This is a genomic window from uncultured Flavobacterium sp. (assembly GCF_963975515.1).
In the GTDB taxonomy this organism is placed as follows: Bacteria; Bacteroidota; Bacteroidia; order Flavobacteriales; family Flavobacteriaceae; genus Flavobacterium.
This window is the reverse complement of record NZ_CAXBGY010000004.1, coordinates 1-20,288: the sequence shown is the minus strand read 5'-3', so window position 1 is coordinate 20,288 and position 20,288 is coordinate 1. Positions and strand designations below refer to the sequence as shown.

The 20,288-nt window shown below is 30.2% G+C and carries 19 protein-coding genes; 9 read left to right on the top strand and 10 right to left on the bottom strand.

Annotated elements, in window-relative coordinates; all coding sequences use genetic code 11:
- The first annotated feature begins 94 nt into the window (after positions 1-94).
- Entirely contained in the window at positions 95-1,618 is a 1,524-nt protein-coding gene (locus AAC008_RS06425; protein WP_339888174.1) for a GH3 auxin-responsive promoter family protein, read from the top strand.
- Positions 1,619-1,836: 218 nt separating this feature from the next.
- On the opposite strand, the gene clpX is transcribed toward AAC008_RS06425, so the two are convergent.
- The 8 genes from clpX to AAC008_RS06385 all read right to left on the bottom strand — a co-directional run bounded on the left by clpX (position 1,837) and on the right by AAC008_RS06385 (position 10,372).
- The gene (gene clpX, locus AAC008_RS06420) at positions 1,837-3,069 is read right to left on the bottom strand and encodes an ATP-dependent Clp protease ATP-binding subunit ClpX (protein ID WP_339888173.1); all 1,233 of its coding nucleotides are present in this window, start codon (positions 3,067-3,069) and stop codon (positions 1,837-1,839) included.
- A 69-nt stretch (positions 3,070-3,138) separates the two neighbouring features.
- Positions 3,139-3,813 (bottom strand): ATP-dependent Clp endopeptidase proteolytic subunit ClpP, encoded by a 675-nt coding sequence (gene clpP / locus AAC008_RS06415; RefSeq protein WP_339888171.1) that lies wholly within the window; start codon positions 3,811-3,813, stop codon positions 3,139-3,141.
- Positions 3,814-3,962: 149 nt separating this feature from the next.
- Positions 3,963-5,288, bottom strand: coding sequence for a trigger factor (gene tig / locus AAC008_RS06410; RefSeq protein ID WP_339888169.1), 1,326 nt, complete (start codon positions 5,286-5,288; stop codon positions 3,963-3,965).
- 97 nt (positions 5,289-5,385) lie between these two features.
- The gene (locus tag AAC008_RS06405) at positions 5,386-5,730 is read right to left on the bottom strand and encodes a phage holin family protein (RefSeq protein ID WP_339888168.1); all 345 of its coding nucleotides are present in this window, start codon (positions 5,728-5,730) and stop codon (positions 5,386-5,388) included.
- An 80-nt stretch (positions 5,731-5,810) separates the two neighbouring features.
- Positions 5,811-7,388, bottom strand: a complete 1,578-nt coding sequence (locus tag AAC008_RS06400; protein WP_339888166.1) for a G-D-S-L family lipolytic protein — start codon at positions 7,386-7,388, stop codon at positions 5,811-5,813.
- Positions 7,389-7,406: 18 nt separating this feature from the next.
- Positions 7,407-8,654, bottom strand: a complete 1,248-nt coding sequence (locus tag AAC008_RS06395) for an outer membrane protein transport protein (RefSeq protein WP_339888165.1) — start codon at positions 8,652-8,654, stop codon at positions 7,407-7,409.
- Between the two features lie 126 nt (positions 8,655-8,780).
- On the bottom strand, positions 8,781-9,542 hold the full coding sequence (locus AAC008_RS06390; RefSeq protein ID WP_339888383.1) for an alpha/beta fold hydrolase: 762 nt from the start codon (positions 9,540-9,542) through the stop codon (positions 8,781-8,783).
- 116 nt (positions 9,543-9,658) lie between these two features.
- On the bottom strand, positions 9,659-10,372 hold the full coding sequence (locus AAC008_RS06385) for a pyridoxine 5'-phosphate synthase (protein ID WP_339888164.1): 714 nt from the start codon (positions 10,370-10,372) through the stop codon (positions 9,659-9,661).
- Positions 10,373-10,461: 89 nt separating this feature from the next.
- Between AAC008_RS06385 and AAC008_RS06380 the strand changes: the two genes are divergently transcribed.
- The 8 genes from AAC008_RS06380 (at position 10,462) to murI (ending at position 18,648) form a co-directional block, all read left to right on the top strand.
- Entirely contained in the window at positions 10,462-11,121 is a 660-nt protein-coding gene (locus tag AAC008_RS06380; protein WP_339888163.1) for a CBS domain-containing protein, read from the top strand.
- Between the two features lie 2 nt (positions 11,122-11,123).
- Positions 11,124-12,008 (top strand): NAD kinase, encoded by an 885-nt coding sequence (locus tag AAC008_RS06375; RefSeq protein ID WP_339888161.1) that lies wholly within the window; start codon positions 11,124-11,126, stop codon positions 12,006-12,008.
- 119 nt (positions 12,009-12,127) lie between these two features.
- Positions 12,128-12,823 (top strand): DUF6089 family protein, encoded by a 696-nt coding sequence (locus AAC008_RS06370; protein WP_339888159.1) that lies wholly within the window; start codon positions 12,128-12,130, stop codon positions 12,821-12,823.
- Positions 12,820-13,557, top strand: coding sequence for an isoprenyl transferase (locus tag AAC008_RS06365; protein ID WP_339888158.1), 738 nt, complete (start codon positions 12,820-12,822; stop codon positions 13,555-13,557). The genes AAC008_RS06370 and AAC008_RS06365 overlap by 4 nt, the downstream gene beginning before the upstream one ends.
- Positions 13,493-16,225: an outer membrane protein assembly factor BamA gene (gene bamA / locus AAC008_RS06360; protein WP_339888156.1), complete on the top strand. Its 2,733-nt coding sequence runs from the start codon at positions 13,493-13,495 to the stop codon at positions 16,223-16,225. Before AAC008_RS06365 ends, bamA begins: the two co-directional genes overlap by 65 nt.
- Positions 16,226-16,257: 32 nt before the next feature.
- Positions 16,258-17,256, top strand: coding sequence for an OmpH family outer membrane protein (locus AAC008_RS06355; protein WP_339888155.1), 999 nt, complete (start codon positions 16,258-16,260; stop codon positions 17,254-17,256).
- A gap of 27 nt (positions 17,257-17,283) precedes the next feature.
- On the top strand, positions 17,284-17,796 hold the full coding sequence (locus tag AAC008_RS06350; protein WP_339888153.1) for an OmpH family outer membrane protein: 513 nt from the start codon (positions 17,284-17,286) through the stop codon (positions 17,794-17,796).
- 72 nt (positions 17,797-17,868) lie between these two features.
- Entirely contained in the window at positions 17,869-18,648 is a 780-nt protein-coding gene (gene murI / locus AAC008_RS06345; RefSeq protein WP_339888152.1) for a glutamate racemase, read from the top strand.
- A 2-nt stretch (positions 18,649-18,650) separates the two neighbouring features.
- On the opposite strand, the gene AAC008_RS06340 is transcribed toward murI, so the two are convergent.
- Together AAC008_RS06340 and AAC008_RS06335 are read right to left on the bottom strand one after the other, a co-directional pair.
- Complete coding sequence (locus AAC008_RS06340) at positions 18,651-19,169, bottom strand: gamma carbonic anhydrase family protein (RefSeq protein ID WP_339888150.1); 519 nt, start codon at positions 19,167-19,169, stop codon at positions 18,651-18,653.
- A gap of 55 nt (positions 19,170-19,224) precedes the next feature.
- Positions 19,225-20,229, bottom strand: coding sequence for a type IX secretion system membrane protein PorP/SprF (locus tag AAC008_RS06335; protein ID WP_339888149.1), 1,005 nt, complete (start codon positions 20,227-20,229; stop codon positions 19,225-19,227).
- Between the last annotated feature and the right edge of the window lie 59 nt (positions 20,230-20,288).

Genomic DNA, 20,288 nt, shown 5'->3' with positions numbered 1-20,288 from the left:
GATTTTGGATTAAAGTATTATATTCAACAAAATTTGTTATTTTTGGTAAAGTTATAATACGTATTTCGTAATTCATAATTCACAGTTTAAAAATATGGCGTTTCCGATCATAAATTCTATTGCTTCTTTTATATTAAAAAAACGAATTCATCAAATGGAATTGTTTTTAAAATATCCTCACGAAGTTCAAGAAGAATTACTTTTCAGTCTACTAAAACAAGCCGAAAACACATTTATTGGTAAAGAATATGAATTTAGCTCTATAAAAAACTACAAAACTTTCTCAGAACGTGTTCCGGTTTCAACCTATGAACAGCTAGAACCTTTAATTGAACGAACTCGAAAAGGAGAACAAAATATTTTTTGGAGTACACCTATAAAATGGTTTGCCAAATCAAGTGGAACAACAAATGCTAAAAGTAAATTCATTCCTGTTAGTCCAGAATCATTAGAAAATTGTCATTACAAAGCCAGTAAAGATTTATTGTGTTTGTATTTGAATAATAATGAAGAATCACAAATGTTTACAGGTAAAAGTCTTCGATTAGGCGGAAGTAAACAATTGTATGAAGATAATAACACATTTTTTGGAGATTTGTCTGCCATTTTAATTGATAACATGCCAATTTGGGCCGAATTTAGTTCAACACCAAGCAGTAGCATTTCGTTAATGGGTGACTGGGAAAGTAAAATGCCAGCCATAATTAATCAAACTATAAATGAAAATGTGACTAGTTTAGCAGGTGTCCCGAGCTGGATGATGGTTTTATTAAACAAAACTTTAGAACAAACAGGCAAACAAAACATGTTAGAAATTTGGCCAAATGCCGAAGTTTATTTTCATGGTGGTGTGAATTTTGATCCTTATAGAGAACAATATAAAAAGCTTTTTCCAAAAGACAATTTTCAGTATTATGAGATATATAATGCTTCTGAAGGATTTTTTGCTTTACAAGATTTAAACAATTCTAACGATTTACTGTTGATGTTAGATTACGGAATTTTTTATGAATTTATTCCAATGGACACTTTTGGGCAAGCAACTCAAAGAGTCATTCGGTTAAACGAAGTAGAATTGAATAAAAACTACGCTGTTGTTATTACTACAAATTCAGGTTTATGGCGTTATATGATTGGTGACACAATTAGATTCACAAGCTTAAATCCGTATAGAATTAGAGTTACAGGAAGAACCAAGCATCATTTAAATGTATTTGGTGAAGAATTAATGGTTGAAAATACTGAAATGGCTTTAACAGCTACTTGTAAAGAATTAAATTGTGAAATTATAGATTACACCGTTGCTCCTATTTTTATGGAAGGCAGACAAAAAGGAGCTCACGAATGGATGATTGAATTTAAAACTCAACCGGAAAATCTAACATCTTTTGGTGTGGTTTTGGATAAAAACATTCAAAATCTAAATTCTGATTACGAAGCAAAACGCTATAATAATATGACTTTAAATCCGTTAGTATTAAATGTAGCTCGTCCAAAATTGTTTTATGATTGGTTAAAAGATAATGACAAATTAGGTGGTCAACATAAGATTCCTAGGCTTTCTAACGATAGAAATTATATGGAACAGTTATTGCGAATGCAAACTGTAGAAGTTTAATAAACAAACCCTTTCATAGTTTAAAACTCTGAAAGAGTTAAAAAAAATATTATGAAAAAAATAATTACCTTATTCTTACTTACTTTATTTTTAGTTTCATGCTCTAGTACACCAAGATATGGTTGTAATCCTAGAAGATGTGATGTAAGTCAAGTTCAAAAATAAAAAAAGGCTCAAAAATAATTTTGAACCTTTTTAAAATTATTAATAATTTAAATTTATGAAACAGCTTTTAATCGCTGTAATAAATTTTTATTTAAACTTTGTTCAGCATATTCCTTAGTTACTAATAGTGATTTATCCTCAGAACCTGGTAAATCAAACATTGCATCCGTTAAAATTGCTTCACACAAAGATCTTAAACCTCTTGCCCCTAATTTGTATTCTAAAGCTTTTGAAACAATAAATTCTAAAGCACCTTCTTCAACTTCTAATTCAACATCATCCATTTCAAACAACTTTTTGTATTGTTTTACTAAAGCGTTTTTTGGTTCAGTTAAAATACTTCTTAAAGTTGCTGCATCTAATGGATCCATGTGAGTAAGCACTGGCAAACGACCAATAATCTCAGGAATTAGTCCAAAGTCTTTTACATCTTTAGGAATAATATATTGCAATAAATTTTCTTTATCTACATTATCTGTATTGATAGATGAACTATATCCAACAGCTTGATGATTTAATCGTTTTGAAATTACACGTTCAATTCCGTCAAAAGCACCACCAGCAATAAATAAGATATTTTGCGTATTTACCTCAACGAATTTTTGGTCTGGATGTTTTCTTCCTCCTTTTGGTGGCACATTAACAACTGTTCCTTCTAGCAACTTCAATAAAGCTTGTTGTACACCTTCTCCAGAAACATCTCTTGTAATAGAAGGATTATCACTCTTACGAGCAATTTTATCAATCTCATCAATAAAAACGATTCCTCTTTCGGCTTTTTCAACATCATAATCTGCTGCTTGGAGCAAACGTGTTAAAATACTTTCAACATCTTCACCAACGTAACCAGCTTCTGTTAAAACTGTAGCATCAACAATAGCTAAAGGCACATTTAACATTCTTGCAATAGTTTTTGCAACTAATGTTTTTCCTGTACCAGTTCTACCCACCATTAGTATGTTACTTTTTTCGATTTCAACATCGTCTTCTGATGGCTTTTGCATTAATCTTTTGTAGTGATTATATACAGCAACACTCATTACTCTTTTAGTTTGATCTTGTCCAATAACATAATCATCCAAAAAAGCTTTTATCTCTTTTGGCTTGTGTAAAACTAAATCAGACAACAATTCTGATTTTCCAGTTTGTTTGATTTCTTCAATTACAATTCCGTGAGCTTGTTCAATACATCTATCACAAATATGTGCATCTATACCAGCAATTAATAAATTAGTTTCTGGCTTTTTTCTTCCACAAAATGAACATTCTAATACTTCTTTTGCCATTATTTTTTGGTTTGGGCTTATCGTTAATTGGTTATGGGCAAAACTATTACCCATTACCTATTACCTATTTTATTTTCTTTCTAATACTTCATCAATCATACCATATTCTTTAGCTTCAGCAGCAACCATCCAATAATCGCGTTCTGAGTCTTTATACACTTTATCAAAATCTTGTTTTGAATGCTGCGCAATAATATGATATAATTCGTCTTTTAATTTCAACATTTCACGTAAGTTAATTTCCATATCAGAAGCAACTCCTTGAGAACCACCACTTGGTTGGTGAATCATTACACGTGAATGAGGTAACGCACTTCTTTTTCCGTCTGCACCAGCACATAATAAAACAGCTCCCATTGAAGCAGCCATTCCTGTACAAATTGTAGCCACATCTGGTTTAATGAATTGCATTGTATCATAAATTCCTAACCCAGCGTAAACACTTCCACCAGGAGAATTGATATATATTTGAATATCTTTAGAAGCATCTGTACTCTCTAAAAACAACAATTGAGCTTGAACGATGTTTGCTATTTGATCATCAACACCTGTTCCTAAGAATATAATTCTATCCATCATTAAACGTGAGAAAACGTCTAATTGAGATACGTTTAATTGACGCTCTTCCATAATGTAAGGTGTCATTCCTGTTGGTGTGATTTGTTTTACGATTTTATCATAATACAAATTATTTATTCCTTGGTGCTTAGTCGCAAATTTTTTAAATTCTTTTCCGTAGTTCATTTTCTTGGGTTATAGGTTATAGGTTGTGGGTTATAGGATACAGAATGCTTTTAATCTTTCAGCCCTATAATTTTACAAACCTTCAATATTAATAAAAAACGCCAAACAAATAAGTTTGACGTTCAAAGATAATTATTTTTTATGAGAAATTATTCTCCGTACATTTCTTTAATAAAGTCTTGGTAAGAAACTTCTTTTGTTTTAGCAGGAACTTTCTCTTTGTAAAGATTAATCATTTTTTCGCTCATGATTTGTTCAGACAAACGTTTGATTTCATCTTGGTTTGATAAAACTCTAGCAACAACGCCATCAACCTCTTCATCCGTTGGGTTAACTTGACCAAATTGAGCCATTTGTTTTTTGATTAAGTTAGCCGTAAACGCTTTTAAATCTTCAAAAGTTGTTTGAAGTTTGTTTTCAATGATAACTTTTCCTTCAATCAATTGGTAACGTAATCCTTTTTCTGATTTTTCGTATTCTTCTTCTGCTTGTTCTGCTGTTAAAGGGTTTTCACCTGCATTTTGAATCCATTTTTTTAAGAATGCTGCTGGCAAATCGAATTTAGTATTTTCGATTAAAGACTCAGTAACGTCATTTAAATATTTTTGATCGGCTTGTTGTGTAAATTGACCTTCAGCATCTTCTTTAATTTTTGCTTTTAATTCTTCAACTGATTTTACATTTCCTTCGCCAAATAATTTATCAAATAATTCTTGATTTAATTCAGCTAATTCAGTTGCGTTAATTTCTTCAATTGTAAAGTTTACATCAACATCTAAACCATGAACATCTTCATGAGAAACTTTTAAGTAATCCATTAATTTATGGTCATCATCAAAAAGTCCTTTTGTATTTAAAACAACTACATCACCAACTTTTTTTCCGATGAATGCTTTTGCTGTTTTTTTGTCTTTAAAAATATCTAAAGCAAAAGTTGCTCTGTTTTCAATTCCTTTTTCTTCATTTGAGAAAGTTCCTGAAACGTCAAAACCTTCTTCAAGTTTATCTTTAGGCATTAATTTACCATATTGTTTCTGAATTCTTTCTATTTGTTCTTTCAACATAGCTTCATCCGCTATAATTGTAAATTGAGTTACATTAGTTTTTGAAGTTAAATCAACTTTAAAATCAGGAGCCAATCCTAATTCAAATTCAAATTTAAAATCTTCTTTATCCCAATCAAAATCTTCTGTTACTTTTGGAAGAGGATTTCCTAAAATATCTAATTTTTCTTTAACAAGGTAGTCGTTTAAAGACTTTTGTAAAAATTTATTTACTTCATCTAACAAAACTGCTTTACCGTATTGTTTTTGAATAACACTCATTGGCACAGCACCTTTTCTGAATCCTGGGATATTTGAGTTTTTTCTATAATCTTCTAAAATTTTAGCTACTTTGTCTGAATAATCTCCTTTTGCAACTGCTACAGTTACTATTGCATTTAATGCATCAACGTTTTCTCTTGTAATGTTCATTTTTACTTTTTTTTCCTAATAAAATTGGGTTGCAAAATTATAAAAATTTTGCAACCCAAACAAGTTTTTAATTAACTGAAATTCAATTGTATAAATTTTAGCTTTTCTCTACAAAAATATTATTCAGAATTGACTGACCTAAAGAAAGCAGCAAACTAAACAACAAAGCATACCAAAATCCTGAAACTCCAAACCCATCAATTAGTTTATCACATATTAAAATAATAACCGCATTAATGACCAACAGAAAAAGACCCAAAGTAATAATTGTAACAGGAATTGTAAGAAAGATCAATATAGGTTTTAAAAATGTGTTTAATATTGCTAAAACAACTGCAACAATTAAGGCTGTAGAAAAGCTTTCTACGGCAATTCCTGGTAAAAAATATGCCAATACAAAAACTACAATTGTAGAGATTAAAAGCTTAATAAGTAAGTTCATAGTAATAAATTTAATTTTAAAGATAAAAAAAAGACACCAGAAATGGTGTCTTTTTTAAAAAATAATTTGTTTCTAATCTATTAATTTGTTGCAACAACATTAATCCCTGGAAAATAAGAAGGGTTTAAAAACGGCATATTAGATTTATAATGAGCATTAATCACTTTAATGATTTCGTTTGCAATTACAGCATATCCTCTAGCATTTGGATGAACACCATCTAATGAGAATAAAACTTTATTTTCTGTTGCAGCACCACTAAAATAATTTGCAGTATAAATTGAACCATCAACCGAACGCAAACCATTAACTAAAACTCCCAATATTGCATTCATATCTGCAACTGCTAAACCTTTAGAAGCCGCAATTGATTTGATTGCTGCATTATAAGCGTTAGTTGCGTTTGCAATTGCTGTTTGTTCAGAAGGAATTAAGATGTGTTGATCCTGAAGAGGATAAGTAACCCCATACTTATCTAAAGGAGCAGGAACACCTGTAGGTGCAGTTCCTATTACACCACTTGTAGTTAACAAAACTAAGTCATCTGCAGTAGCTTGACGAGCTTGACCAAAAACACTTCCATAAAAAGCAGCAGTTGCAGCCCCTAGTGAAGGTGTGAAAGCAGCAGTCAATTGTGCAGATAAATTTGTTAAAGATTCATCTTTGATTAACAAAGGATTTCCACCTGTAGCAATTAATAAATTAATTCTCGAACCTGCACCAAATGCGGTTAGTGCTTGTTTTAAAGGCCCATACAATTGAGCATTTAAAGCAGTAATATTTGATGCTCCACCAACTGCTGCTGCAGTTACAGGATTATAAGGAACTGTTGTAAAGAAAGGTATAGATGTTACACTTGGAATAGTTGCAACAACTCCTTTAGCACCGTTTTGAGCTAAACCTGTTACAGTTCCAAAAGCAGGATGAGTACCTCCATTAATGATTAAACTATAAACACCTGCAAAAACAGTTGGATCAGTGATGTCATTTGTACCATAAGTCAATGGGTTTGGATTCCCAGTTTGGTCTACTCCAATACCACCTGTTGTTGCATATGACAAAATATCATTTGCACCAATCCAGTTTGTAAAGAAAGTTGGGTTTTTAGAAACAGCATCTCCTAAAACTGTTGAAGTATTTGAAGTTGCATGTCTTACATAATAAGGATTAGCTTGTCCTAAAGCTAATCCAGCAGGATTACCATAACCAGGTGCCAATAAATGAAATGATTTTGCTCCTGGAACACCCATATTATTATAGGCTGTTGCTTGAGCTGTTAACGTAATTGTTGAAGTACCAGCGATGTTTTCTGGAGCACTTGTAGCAAAATTAATTACTCTACGAGTACCAAATCCAGGAACACCTAAAATACCTCCTAAATTGTTTACGTCTTCTTCATAAGATGGTTGTGTAAACACACCTCCACCAACTGTTGCAAATTGTTGCGACAATAAGTTTGGAAATGAATTTGCTTGACCACTTTTGTACATTGTTCCATCCATGTAACCAGCAGTTAATGAATTTCCAATAGCAACATAACTTGAGAAATCAGCTTCTCCAGCAGTATAATTAGTATCTACTGCGTTTTCAAATTCTGGTTCACAAGAAACTAATCCTGCCATTGCCAAAATTGATAAGTATATAAATTTATTTTTCATTTTTATTAAAATTTTTGATTAGAAGCTGTAAGTAACACCTACACCTGGTGAGAAAACTGATGATTTATAAGTACCTCCAAAATCTGGGTTTGGAGTTCCAGATACTGGATCAGTAGAATGATTATATGAATTATCTATTTCATCAAAATGTAAATACAATAATGACACGTCAACTCCGAATTTTGGATTAACTTGATAAGTCAAACCTCCTGTATAACCCATTGATTCATTTCTTGGAGTTTCTGGTGCAAAATATGTGTCTTGTACTGGACTTTCGTCAAAATACCAACCTGCTCTAAAAGTAAATTTATCATTAGCAACATATTGAGTACCTACTCTATATGTACTAGCGTTTTTATAATTTCTTGGGTTTAAAGATTCTGTTCCGTTACCAAATTTCACATCAAGTGCCTTATACACACTCCACATTGTATAGTTGTAGTCAAAAGCAACTAACCATTTATCAGTAACCTGATAAGATAACCCTGAAGTAACTTCAGCAGGTAATGGTAAATCTGCATTAAAAGTTGTATTATTAATTGGATTAAAAGCAGGAACATCTGCATAAGTTGCATCTCCATCTCTAGCTTCCATAATAATTTCTGAACGATAGTTAAACCCTAATCTTAACTTACTAGTTGGATTAAACATAAAACCAACATTATAACCCCATGCAGTTATTCCAGTTGAATCTAATGTCACGTCTGATCCACTTCCATTAGCAGACAACAATGGGTTAAGTGATAAATTTCTATTAAAATTCACTGAACCGGTAGCTAAAATTGGCCCACCACCAAAACTAAATTCATCTCCTACTCTTATAGAAAAAGTTGGCTGTACAAAAATAGCTTTCAAATCAATATTATTTACTAAATGAGCACCTTGCCAATCTTGATCCCATTCTACCGAACTTCCATAAGGAGAATAAACAGCCAAACCAGCCGTTAACCAATCTGTTACTTTATAAGTAGCATAAACATTAAAAGGTGTACCTATGTTATCTGAAGAAGCTTCCCAATTATATTTAGAATTTTGGAATCTTGTTTTTGAAAACAAAACACTTCCACCTACTGACAAATTAAACTTATCTTTTAAGTAAGCCATTCCTGCAGGGTTAAAAAATGCTGTTTCAGCACTGTTTACTATAGCAACACCAGTATGTCCCATAGCTAATTGTTTTTGTCCTTGAATACTTACTCTATATCCTCCTGCAAAAGCAGTAGAGCTGGCCAAAACAAAAATTGTTAAAGAAAGTAATTTTCTCATAATAAAATTTAATGTGTTAGTTTTTTTTCGAATTTGTTAAAATGAATACTTCAAAATTAATACAAATTATGAATTTTACAATTTTTTTAACAAAAAAATTATGCATGCATAGTAAATTAATCGCTTTTATTTAATAAAGTTCATTGTTTTAATGTAAAACTCACTAGGATTTTCGGCATGTAGCCAATGACCGGCATTTGAAACAGCTTCAATTTTAGCATTTGGAAAATGAAAATGAATCGTTTCAAAATCTTCATCCAAAATATAATTTGATTTTGAACCTCTAAGAAAAAGTGTTGGTTTTTCAAATTTATTTGATGAAGGCAAAGCTTTTCCAATTTCTTCTATTTTTTTATTGAACACGTCTAAATTAAATCGAAAAGCTAATTGTTCTTTTTCTTTCCAATATAGACTTTTTAATAAAAATTGCCTTGTACCAAAATCTGTAATATATTTAGAGACTGTTTCTTCCACTTCACTTCTACTAGGTTGTTTTGAAAAGTCAACTGCATTTAATCCTTCTAAAATAGGTTGATGATGTTGCGGATAAAATTTTGGCCCTATATCGGCAATAATTAGCTTTTCAACTAAATCTGGATATAATGTTGCTAAAAGCATAGCTGTTTTTCCTCCCATTGAATGACCAAGTAAAATAATATTTTCCAATTTATGAAAATCACAGTATTCTTTTACATCATTTGCCATCAATTCATAACTAAAATCTTCTGAATGAAAACTTTTTCCGTGATTTCTCATGTCTAACATATGTACTTGAAAACCAACTTCTGCATATTGAGAACCTAAAGTTTTCCAATTGTCTGACATTCCTAAAAAGCCGTGAAGAATTACAAATGGTTTTCCGTTTCCTTCTATTCTTGAATTTAAAATCATTTTTTATTTTTTAATCGATTGTGCGTTAAGGATGGAAGCGGCATCCTTTTTTGAAAAAAAAGATATAGCGAACAGCCTGACCTCGTTTTTTTTAACGAGGTAACGTCCAAAAATTATTTCATTTTATTAAGATACATATTAATTACATTATCAAAACCTAAATATAAAGATTCCGCAACCAAAGCGTGACCAATTGAAACCTCTAACAAATCTGGAATATTTTGTTTAAAAAACTGAATATTATCCAGACTTAAATCGTGACCTGCGTTGATTCCTAATCCTAATTCGTTTGCTTTATTAGCTGCATCAATATAAGGTTGGATTCCGTTTTTGTTTCCAAGTCCATATTGATGTGCAAATTCTTCAGTATATAATTCTATTCTATGTGCACCCGTTTCTTTTGCTCCTTCAATCATTTCGATGGTTGGATCAACAAATATGGAAGTTCTGATATTATTGTTTTTGAATTCTTGAATGATTTCTTTTAAAAAATCTTTGTGTTTAATTGTATTCCAACCTGCATTTGAGGTCAAAGCATCATCTGCATCTGGAACCAAAGTAACTTGAGTAGGTTTAATTTCTAAAACCATATCCATAAACTTCTTTACTGGATTTCCTTCTATATTATACTCTGTATAAACTACATCTTTTAAGTCAAATGCGTCTTGATATCTAATATGTCTTTCGTCTGGTCTTGGATGAATAGTGATTCCTTGTGCACCAAATTGTTGTAAATCCTTAGCAACTTGAAGTAAATTTGGCACATTTCCACCACGAGAATTTCTTAAAGTTGCAATTTTATTAATATTAACTGATAACTTTGTCATAACTTTGTTTTTTAACTTGTACAAAAATACAAAGTCTAATAAGTTTAGTCTTGTATTTTTTGATTATTTTGCAAAAGAAATTAAACTATATGCACAATTTAATAGATTACATAAATTTTGACATTAAACCGCTAAAAACAACTCAAACTATTGCAGATGCACAAGATTTGTTTTTAGAAATTTCTTATTCGCATTTCCCTGTGACTGAGAACAACATTTATATAGGCTGCATTAGCAATGAAGACGCTTCTTCTATTAATGAAAACAGTAAAGTTGGTGAAAATAAATTTAATTTCGAACGCTTTTTTGTTCGAGATTCTATGATTTGGCTAGATGTTTTAGAAGAATTTGGCAAAAATGATTGCAATATTATGCCTGTTTTAAATGAGAAAAACAAATACATAGGCTATTATGAATTAGATGATATAATAAAGTTTTTTCAGGAAAGTCCGTTTTTAAAGGAAGAAGGAGGAATTATTGTTGTTCAAAAACCTAAATCTGATTATTCAATTGGTCAAATAGCTCAAATTGTAGAGGGAAATGGTGGCAAATTATTGGGTTTATTTATTTCTAATATTAGTGAAAATACTGTAGAAGTTACTTTGAAAATTTCTCAAAGTTATATGAACGAAATTCTTCAAGGCTTTAGAAGATATGAGTATGTAATTATATCTGAACATCAAGAAGATTCGTATTTAGAAAACTTAAAAGAACGTTCGGATTATTTGGATAAATACCTAAATATTTAGTAATGAAGATAGCTTTATTTGGAAAAAACTACCAAAACAATACAATTGAAATAATTCGAAAAGTCATTGACGTTCTTGAAAAAAAAGGAGCAGAAATTTGTATTGAAAAAAAGTTTTTTGAATCCATAAAGGACGAAATTAAATTTTCAAAAGAATATGAAATTTATAAAAAACATGACGAATTAAATGAATCAATAGATTTTTTAATTAGCATTGGTGGTGATGGAACTATTTTAAGAGCTGCAACTTTAGTTAGAGACAAAAAAATACCTATTGTTGGTGTAAATGCAGGAAGATTAGGTTTTTTAGCAACCGTTCAAGAAGAAAATATAGAAACTTTTTTGCCTAAATTATTTTTAAATGAATTTAAAATCTCTAAAAGAACGCTATTAAGTTTAAAATGTTCTCCTCCAAATAAAGATTTGGAAGACATTAATTTTGCATTAAATGAAGTTACCGTTTCAAGAAAAGATACAACATCGATGATTACTATCGAAACTTTTTTAAATGATGAATACTTAAATTCTTATTGGGCAGACGGATTAATTATAGCAACACCAACAGGCTCAACAGGTTATTCCTTAAGCTGTGGTGGTCCAGTTTTAATGCCTGAGAATTCAAGCTTAGTCATTACTCCAATTGCCCCACACAATTTAACTGCAAGACCTCTTGTAATCCCAGATGATATAGAAATTAAATTAAGTATTTCTGGTAGAGAAGAACAATTTTTGGTTTCACTTGACTCAAGAATTACTACTGTAACTAAAGAGACTCATTTAACTATAAAAAAAGCTCCTTTTGAGATAAACATGGTTGAATTTTCTGAAGAAGGTTTCTTAAAAACTATCCGAAAAAAACTACTTTGGGGCGAAGATAAAAGAAATTAAAAACTCTTTTATACCTAATTATATTACTTTTCATTTTTTTGCGTTACTTATATTGAGTAAAAAAACGCTTCTTTATGAAGTTAAAACATCAATATTGTTATATTTGCAATCTGAAAAAAATGAAAAGACTAGTTTTATACATATTTTTTATAGCATTTTTCAATTCGTCCAAAGCACAAATACATGAAGTTGGTGTGTTTCTTGGAGGAACAAATTATGTTGGAGACGTTGGAAAAACGAATTACATCAATCCAAATGAGCTAGGATTTGGGCTAATATATAAGTGGAATAAAAGCGTAAGACATTCTTATAGGTTTACTTATATGCAAGGAGGAATAAAAGGTAACGATCTAGATTCTAAAGTTCCAAGTAGAAATTTAAGAGAATATAGTTTCACAAATACTATTAAAGAGGTTTCGGCCGGAATTGAATTTAATTTTTTTCCGTTTGATTTACATCAATTTGATATGCAATATACTCCTTATGTCTTTACAGGTGTAAATTATTTTTGGCATAATGATTTTGAAAGTGATAATATTAATGCTGGAAAAGGTTTTGACAAAGGTAGATCTTTTTCTATTCCAATGGTTTTGGGATTTAAAGCAAGAATTGCACATTCTTTTATTATAGGAATTGAAGCTGGAGCAAGATATACTTTGTCCGATAATTTAGATGGAAGTAATTCTCCAAATGATAATTATGAAAATATTCGTTTTGGAAATTTAAACAGTAACGATTGGTATATGTTTACTGGAGCAACATTAACATATACTTTTGGCGAAAACCCATGTTTTTGCCCACAAGGAAATAAATGAATTATTTAGAACAAATAAACGACAAAAAACTTCCCAACCATTTAGCAATTATAATGGATGGAAATGGTCGTTGGGCTAAACAAAAAGGGTTTTTAAGAGCAATTGGTCATGAAAACGGATCAAAATCTGTAAAAGTAACCGTTGAATCTTGTGCCAAGCTAGGAATAGAAAACCTAACATTATATGCCTTTTCAACAGAAAATTGGAATAGACCAAAATTAGAAGTCGATACGTTAATGAAATTATTAATTTCTTCCTTAAAAAAAGAAGAAGCTACATTAATGAAAAACAATATAAAACTTAATGCAATTGGTAATTTAACAACCTTGCCAAAAAAAGTTTTAAAAGAATTACAAGAAGTAATAGAAAAAACAAAAAACAACAATAGAATGACATTGACTCTAGCTTTAAGCTATGGATCTAGAGAAGAAATCATTCAGGTTGTTAAAAATATTAGCAATAAAGTTAAAAATAATATAATTTCTGAATCAGCTATTGATGAATCAATTATTAATCAGCATCTTTACACGCACAATTTACCAGATGTAGATTTAGTAATCAGAACAAGTGGTGAACATAGGATAAGTAATTTTTTATTATGGCAAATAGCCTATGCCGAATTTTACTTTACAGATGTATTATGGCCTGATTTTACAGAAAACAATTTGTATGAAGCAATTATTAGTTACCAAAAAAGAGAACGTAGATTTGGAAAAACAAGTGAACAATTATAAAAGAAATTCTCTTTTAAACAAAAATATCAAGTATAGCGCGATATTGTTTTTATTTTTAGGCCTTTTCAAAATTTCTGCACAAGAAACAGATTTTGAAAATGGCAAATCTTATATTTTAGCAGATATAGAAGTTACAGGAAAAGTAAATTATAACCCTCAGACTATAATCACATTTGCTGGTTTAGAAAAAGGACAAAGCATAATTGTACCTGGTGAAGAAATTAGTACTGCTATTAAAAAATTATGGAAATTAGGATATTTTAATGATATCAATGTTTACGTAAATAAAATTCAAAATGATAGTATCTATTTAGAATTAAACATCAACGAGTTACCTAAATTGGCTGATGTTAAAATCACTGGAGTTAAAAAAGGTAAAAAAGAAGAACTAATCAAAGACAATGACCTTAAAAAAGGGAAAATTGTTAATGAAAACCTTATTACTACTACAAAAAACTACATTCAAAATAAGTACAAAAAAGATGGTTTTTATAATACCAAAGTTATTGTAAACACTTTTCCAGACTCAACAGATACAAATGTTGATTTACTTATTAAAATAGACAAAGGTGACAAAGTAAAGATTAAGAAAATAAATTTTGAAGGTAATGAGCAATTTTCTGATAAAAAACTAAGAAAGTCTTTTAAAAATACTAAACAACAGAATCCAATTAGAATATTTAAAGCTTCAAAATTCATAAAAGATAAATATGAAGAAGACCTAACTAATGTTATTAGTAAATATAAAGAAAAAGGATATAGAGATGCTAGGATCATTAATGACTCTGTTCGCTATGACAAAGAAAAAAATAAAATATTTATTGATGTAAAACTAGAAGAAGGTAGAAAATATTACATTGGTGATATACGTTTCTTAGGTAATACAATTTACACAGAAGACTATTTAAGAAGAATTTTAAGCATTAATAGAGGTGATGTTTATAATGGAGTTTTACTTCAAAAAAGAATTGAAGATAAAACAAATCCAGATGCTGAAGACATTACAAACTTATACCAAAACAATGGTTATTTATTCTCAAACATCAACACGGTTGAAGTTAAAACAGAAAATGACACTATTGATTTTGAAATAAGAATAAGTGAAGGACCTTTAGCTTACTTTAATAAAATAACAGTTGTTGGAAACGAAAAAACAAACGATCATGTTATTTATAGAGAAATTCTAACAAAACCAGGAAAAAAATATAGTAAAGACGCTTTAATAAGAACAATAAGAGAGCTTGGTCAGCTTGGGTTCTTTGATCCAGAAGCTATTGATCCTAAATTCAAGAATGTAGATGCTGCAGCTGGAACAGTTGACATTGAATATAACGTTGTAGAAAAAGGAGCTAGTCAAATTCAACTACAAGGTGGTTATGGTGGTGGTGGTTTTATTGGAACTTTAGGGTTGTCATTTAATAATTTTTCTATCAGAAACATCTTTAACAAAGAAGCATACAAACCTTTACCAATGGGAGACGGACAAAAAATGTCTCTTAATTTACAAGCGAGTTCATATTTTAGAACGTATAGTTTAAGTTTTCAAGAGCCTTGGTATGGAGGAAAAAAACCAGTTAGTTTCTCTACTTCATTATCTCAAAGTAAACAATTTTTATACAACTATTCAACTAGAGATGTAGACAAATCACAAAGTTTTACAATTACTTCGTTGTCAGTTGGTATAGCAAAAAGACTTACTGTTCCTGATGATTATTTTACACTTTCTCAAGCAGTATCTTTTCAATATTATAAACTTAACAATTATAATTCTGGATTATTTACCTTCGGAAATGGTGCATCTAGAAATTTAGCCTATACTATTGGTTTAACTAGAAACAGTAAAGGTATAAATCCAATTTATCCTACTTATGGATCAGAATTTAGTGTTTCTGCAAAATTTACGCCACCTTACTCACTTATTAACGGTGTAGATTATTCTAAATTAGGAGATTTAGCAGAAAACAAATATGTATATGATGGAACTGGATACATATACACAGATGATTCTGGGGCAGAGGTTTTGGTAAACAACGGAGATCTTTTAACCGCATTACCTTCAACTTCAAATCCTACTCCATCAAAAGCCTACACTACAGAAACTGCTGTTGCAGATCCTGCCAAAGTAGATCAAATAAAATACAAATGGTTAGAATACTATAAAGTTAAGTTTAAAGCAGATTGGTATACTAAAGTTTATGATAAATTAGTATTGCGTTCGCTAGGAGAATTTGGATTTATGGGAGCTTATAACCAAGATAGAGGATTAGTGCCTTTTGAACGTTTCTACCTAGGTGGAGATGGACTTGCAAACTATTCTTTAGACGGAAGAGAAACAATTCAATTGCGTGGATATCCAAATAATTCATTATCTTCGAATGACGGAGGTACTATTTATAATAAATTTTCGTTAGAGTTAAGATATCCGATTACTTTAAAGTCTAGTGCTTCAATATATGCACTATCATTTTTAGAAGCTGGAGCTGCTTTTAATGATTTCAATTCATATAATCCTTTTAGCGTTCAACGTTCTGCAGGATTTGGATTAAGAGTATTTATGCCAGCCTTTGGATTATTAGGAATAGATTTTGCACATGGTTTTGATGCAATTCCAGGTGCTACTCAAAAAAGCGGATGGCAAACACACTTTATTATAGGTCAACAGTTTTAATATCTGACTTAAATAATTTAAAATATAGTAATATGAAAAAAATAGTTTTATTATTTTTATTTTTAAGTACAACAATTGTTTTTTCTCAATCAAGAGGAATAAGAATTGGCTTTATTGATATGGAATATATTTTAGAAAAAGTTCCAAATTATGCTGAAGCCAAAAACCAATTAGAGATTAAAGCCCAAAAATGGAAACAAGAAATTGAATCTAAAAAAAATGAAATAAATAAGTTAAAAGAAGATTTAAAAATCGAAAGACCTCTTTTAACAAAAGAATTAATTGAAGAAAGAGAAGAAGAAATAAATTACCTTGAAACCGAATTATTAGAATATCAACAAAATAGATTTGGACCAAAAGGAGATTTAATTATACAAAAATCTGTACTTGTAAAACCAATTCAAGATCAAGTTTTTACAATTATACAAGACATAGCTGAACAAAAGAAATATGATTTTATTTTTGACAAATCTTCAGACATGACAATGCTTTTTGCTGCAAAACGCTACGATATAAGCGACCAAGTTGTTCGACAATTAGTCAGAGCAGAAAAAAGAGAACAATTAACATCTAAGCAATTAAAAGAACAAGAATCTAGAGATGCTTTAGAAGACATGCAAGATGAAAACCCAGAAATGGCAGAACGTCAAAAAGCATTAGATGAGAAAAGAGCTGCTCGTGAAAAATTAATTGAAGACAAAAAAGCAGCTTACGAAGCAAGAAAAAAAGAAGCAGCAGATAGAAGACAAAGGTTAATTGATGAAAGGGAAGCTAAAAAAAATGGCACGTTAATTGAAGACAATAATAAAACAACAACTGGTGACGATAAAAACTCAACTGAAGGAGATAAAAAAACTTCAACTGAAGGAGACAAACTAACACCAGAAGAAGTAAGACAAAAAGCTTTAGACGATCGAAATAAAAAAATAGAAGATCGAAAAAAAGCAGCCGAAGACAGAAGAACAAAAATTTTAGAAGAAAGAGAAGCTGCTAAAGCAAAAAAAGACGAAGAGAATAAAACCGGAGAATAAGAATAAATTAAAATTAAACACAAAACAATGAAACAATTAAAATCAATTTTTATCGCAGTAGCATTTTTAGTGAGTGCTCAATTTGTAACTGCTCAAACAAAAGTAGCGCATATTGACGTAAGTGAATTAATGACAAATATGCCTGCAATGAAAACTGCTCAAACTCAACTTGAGAAAATTCAGAAATCATACGATGGTGAGTACAACACTATGGTACAAGAGTATCAAACTAAAATGAAAAAATACCAAGGTGATGCTGAATCAAATCTAGTATCTGATGCAATTAATGAAACAAGAGCAAAAGAAATGCAAGATATGGCTGGACGTATTCAAGGATACAGAGAAACTGCTACAAAAGAATTACAACAAAAAGAATTAGACCTTGTAAAACCAATTATGGAAAAAGCACAACAAGCTATCCAAAAAGTGGCACGTGCAAAAGGGTATGAGTATGTATTAGATGCTTCAAATGGAAGTGGAGTCTTAATGGCTGATGGTCCAAACTTATTAGCTGATGTTAAAAAAGAATTAGGTTTCTAATAAAACTTTCAATTAAAAAATTAAAAACTGCATATGATCAAACGTATGCAGTTTTTTTTTTATTTTTGATGTATGAAAAAAAACAATCCCATTGGACTTTTTGATTCTGGTATAGGTGGAACATCTATTTGGAAAGAAATTAATAAATTACTTCCATTAGAAAATTCTATTTATTTAGCCGATAGTAAAAATGCTCCGTATGGATTAAAAAGCAAAGATGAGATTATTGCTTTAAGCAAAAAAAATACCGAATTTTTATTAAATAGAAATTGTAAAATCATTGTTGTTGCTTGTAATACTGCTACGACTAATGCAATAAAAGAGCTAAGAGCAGTATATGACATTCCTTTTATTGGAATTGAGCCTGCAATAAAGCCTGCGGCTAATAATTCACAAACTCACACTATTGGAATTTTAGCCACCAAAGGAACACTTAATAGCGAATTATTTCACAAAACTTCATCATTGTTCGAAAATGTAAAGATAGTTGAGCAAATTGGCCATGGATTAGTTCAATTGATTGAAAATGGAGAGATTGATACTCCTCAAATGTTTGAATTATTAAAAAGCTATCTAAACCCAATGATTGAACAGAATATAGATTTTCTAGTTTTAGGATGTAGTCATTACCCTTATTTAATTCCTCAAATTAAAAAAATTCTACCTTCAAAAATAAAAATAATCGATTCTGGCAAAGCTGTAGCTAAACAAACTAAAAAAATTCTTAATCAAAATGGTTTGCTAAACAATTCAAAAATAGAAATTTCAAATATTTTTTATACCAACTCAAGTTCAAAAGTCTTGAAGGAAATTTTAAAAAATCAATATAAAATTATTGAAGAAGATTTTTAATATTATTCCTCCTTTTTAAACCATCCAGAATACATTACATAATTATTTGAAATACGTTCAATTTCACCACCGAAGTCACTTTGGTCAATATCTTTAACTTTCTTGGCAGGAACACCAGCATAAATACAACCTGATTCTATAATTGTATTTTGAGTTACGACTGCTCCAGCCGCAACAATTGAATTACTTTCAACTACGCAATTATCCATAACTATTGCTCCCATTCCTATTAAAACATTATCATGAATTGCACAACCGTGTACAATTGCATTATGTCCTATTGAAACATTATTGCCAATTATTGTTGGATGTTTTTGATAAGTGCAATGAATAATTGCTCCATCTTGAATGTTTACTTTATTTCCGATTTTAATAAAATTAACATCGCCTCTAATTACAGCATTAAACCAAACACTGCACTTTTCACCAAAAGTAACATCACCAACAATTGTAGCATTTTCGGCTACATAACAATCTGAAGGAATATTTGGTGTTTTACCGTTTATTGTCTTTATTATCATATCAAAAAAAATCCCGTTCATAACAAACGGGACTATATTTTTAAATTAATTAAATTTAGTTTACTGCTGGACAGTTACAATCATATCTAGTGTTTTTACAGAAGATATCTAATCCTAAAGTAATTTGATGAAAACCACCTTTATCAAATTTAACATCGCCTGTTAAATGAGAATATGTATAGGCAAACATGAATTTTTTATAATTTAAACCTAAAATTGGTGTAATATATTGTAATTTTTGTTCCCCTACACTTGTTCCATCTACATAATTTGCTCCATCAAAACTTCTTCTATAAGATAATCCGGCCCAAACTCTACCAAAATCTAAATTTTTATAAAGTTTCAAGTTTAAATCAATTGTCTTTTCTTTTGTTTGATCAACTAATTGAAATAATGTTGAAGGCTCTAATAATAACCCATTATCTCCAACATTAAACACATAACCAACACTCCATAGATATTTTCTCAAATTGTCAGTTTCAATATCTGTATATAACTCTCTCTTGCTAGCTATAACATTTTTAACTGTAAAGTGAGTGTAAAGATCTAAATAGAAATAAGAAGCACCTAAATCTACATTAAAATAAGAGTCTTTTTGAACTATTCCTCCATTTACAATTGGATCATACGATGGGTTTGACAAATAGAATGAAGTTTCGTCTAAATTACTTTGAATTAAACCTGCATTCATACCAAATGATAATTGATTTAAATCTAAAGTACTTCTTGAAAACCTCAAATGGTGTGCATAACTTAATTTTGCACCTGTTTGTGTATGATATCCATTTCTATCATTAAAAACTATCGCTCCTATTCCTGAACGTTCTCCCACCGAAGTATTAAAACTCAATGTTTGTAAAGCAGGTGCTTCATCTTGGCCAAACCATTGTTGACGGGCTGTCATTCTAACTTTACCACAATCTGCTGCTCCTGCCATTGACGGATGCAACAAATAAAGGTTGTCTGATAGATAATCAGAATAAACTGCGATTCCTTCTTGTGAGAATGAAAATTGTGTAATAAACACTAATAATAGTAGGTATCCTCTTTTAAAATTCATAATATATTATCGTTTTAATGAAAAGTGAGCTTTAAATTGTTTTGGTACTAATATACCGT

Coding starts and splice junctions, on each gene's coding strand:
- AAC008_RS06425 (WP_339888174.1), top strand. CDS start 95: ATGGCGTTTCCGATCATAAATTCTATTGCTTCTTTTATATTAAAAAAA.
- clpX (WP_339888173.1), bottom strand. CDS start 3,069: ATGGCAAAAGAAGTATTAGAATGTTCATTTTGTGGAAGAAAAAAGCCA.
- clpP (WP_339888171.1), bottom strand. CDS start 3,813: ATGAACTACGGAAAAGAATTTAAAAAATTTGCGACTAAGCACCAAGGA.
- tig (WP_339888169.1), bottom strand. CDS start 5,288: ATGAACATTACAAGAGAAAACGTTGATGCATTAAATGCAATAGTAACT.
- AAC008_RS06405 (WP_339888168.1), bottom strand. CDS start 5,730: ATGAACTTACTTATTAAGCTTTTAATCTCTACAATTGTAGTTTTTGTA.
- AAC008_RS06400 (WP_339888166.1), bottom strand. CDS start 7,388: ATGAAAAATAAATTTATATACTTATCAATTTTGGCAATGGCAGGATTA.
- AAC008_RS06395 (WP_339888165.1), bottom strand. CDS start 8,654: ATGAGAAAATTACTTTCTTTAACAATTTTTGTTTTGGCCAGCTCTACT.
- AAC008_RS06385 (WP_339888164.1), bottom strand. CDS start 10,372: ATGACAAAGTTATCAGTTAATATTAATAAAATTGCAACTTTAAGAAAT.
- AAC008_RS06380 (WP_339888163.1), top strand. CDS start 10,462: ATGCACAATTTAATAGATTACATAAATTTTGACATTAAACCGCTAAAA.
- AAC008_RS06375 (WP_339888161.1), top strand. CDS start 11,124: ATGAAGATAGCTTTATTTGGAAAAAACTACCAAAACAATACAATTGAA.
- AAC008_RS06370 (WP_339888159.1), top strand. CDS start 12,128: ATGAAAAGACTAGTTTTATACATATTTTTTATAGCATTTTTCAATTCG.
- AAC008_RS06365 (WP_339888158.1), top strand. CDS start 12,820: ATGAATTATTTAGAACAAATAAACGACAAAAAACTTCCCAACCATTTA.
- bamA (WP_339888156.1), top strand. CDS start 13,493: ATGAAGCAATTATTAGTTACCAAAAAAGAGAACGTAGATTTGGAAAAA.
- AAC008_RS06355 (WP_339888155.1), top strand. CDS start 16,258: ATGAAAAAAATAGTTTTATTATTTTTATTTTTAAGTACAACAATTGTT.
- AAC008_RS06350 (WP_339888153.1), top strand. CDS start 17,284: ATGAAACAATTAAAATCAATTTTTATCGCAGTAGCATTTTTAGTGAGT.
- murI (WP_339888152.1), top strand. CDS start 17,869: ATGAAAAAAAACAATCCCATTGGACTTTTTGATTCTGGTATAGGTGGA.
- AAC008_RS06340 (WP_339888150.1), bottom strand. CDS start 19,169: ATGATAATAAAGACAATAAACGGTAAAACACCAAATATTCCTTCAGAT.
- AAC008_RS06335 (WP_339888149.1), bottom strand. CDS start 20,229: ATGAATTTTAAAAGAGGATACCTACTATTATTAGTGTTTATTACACAA.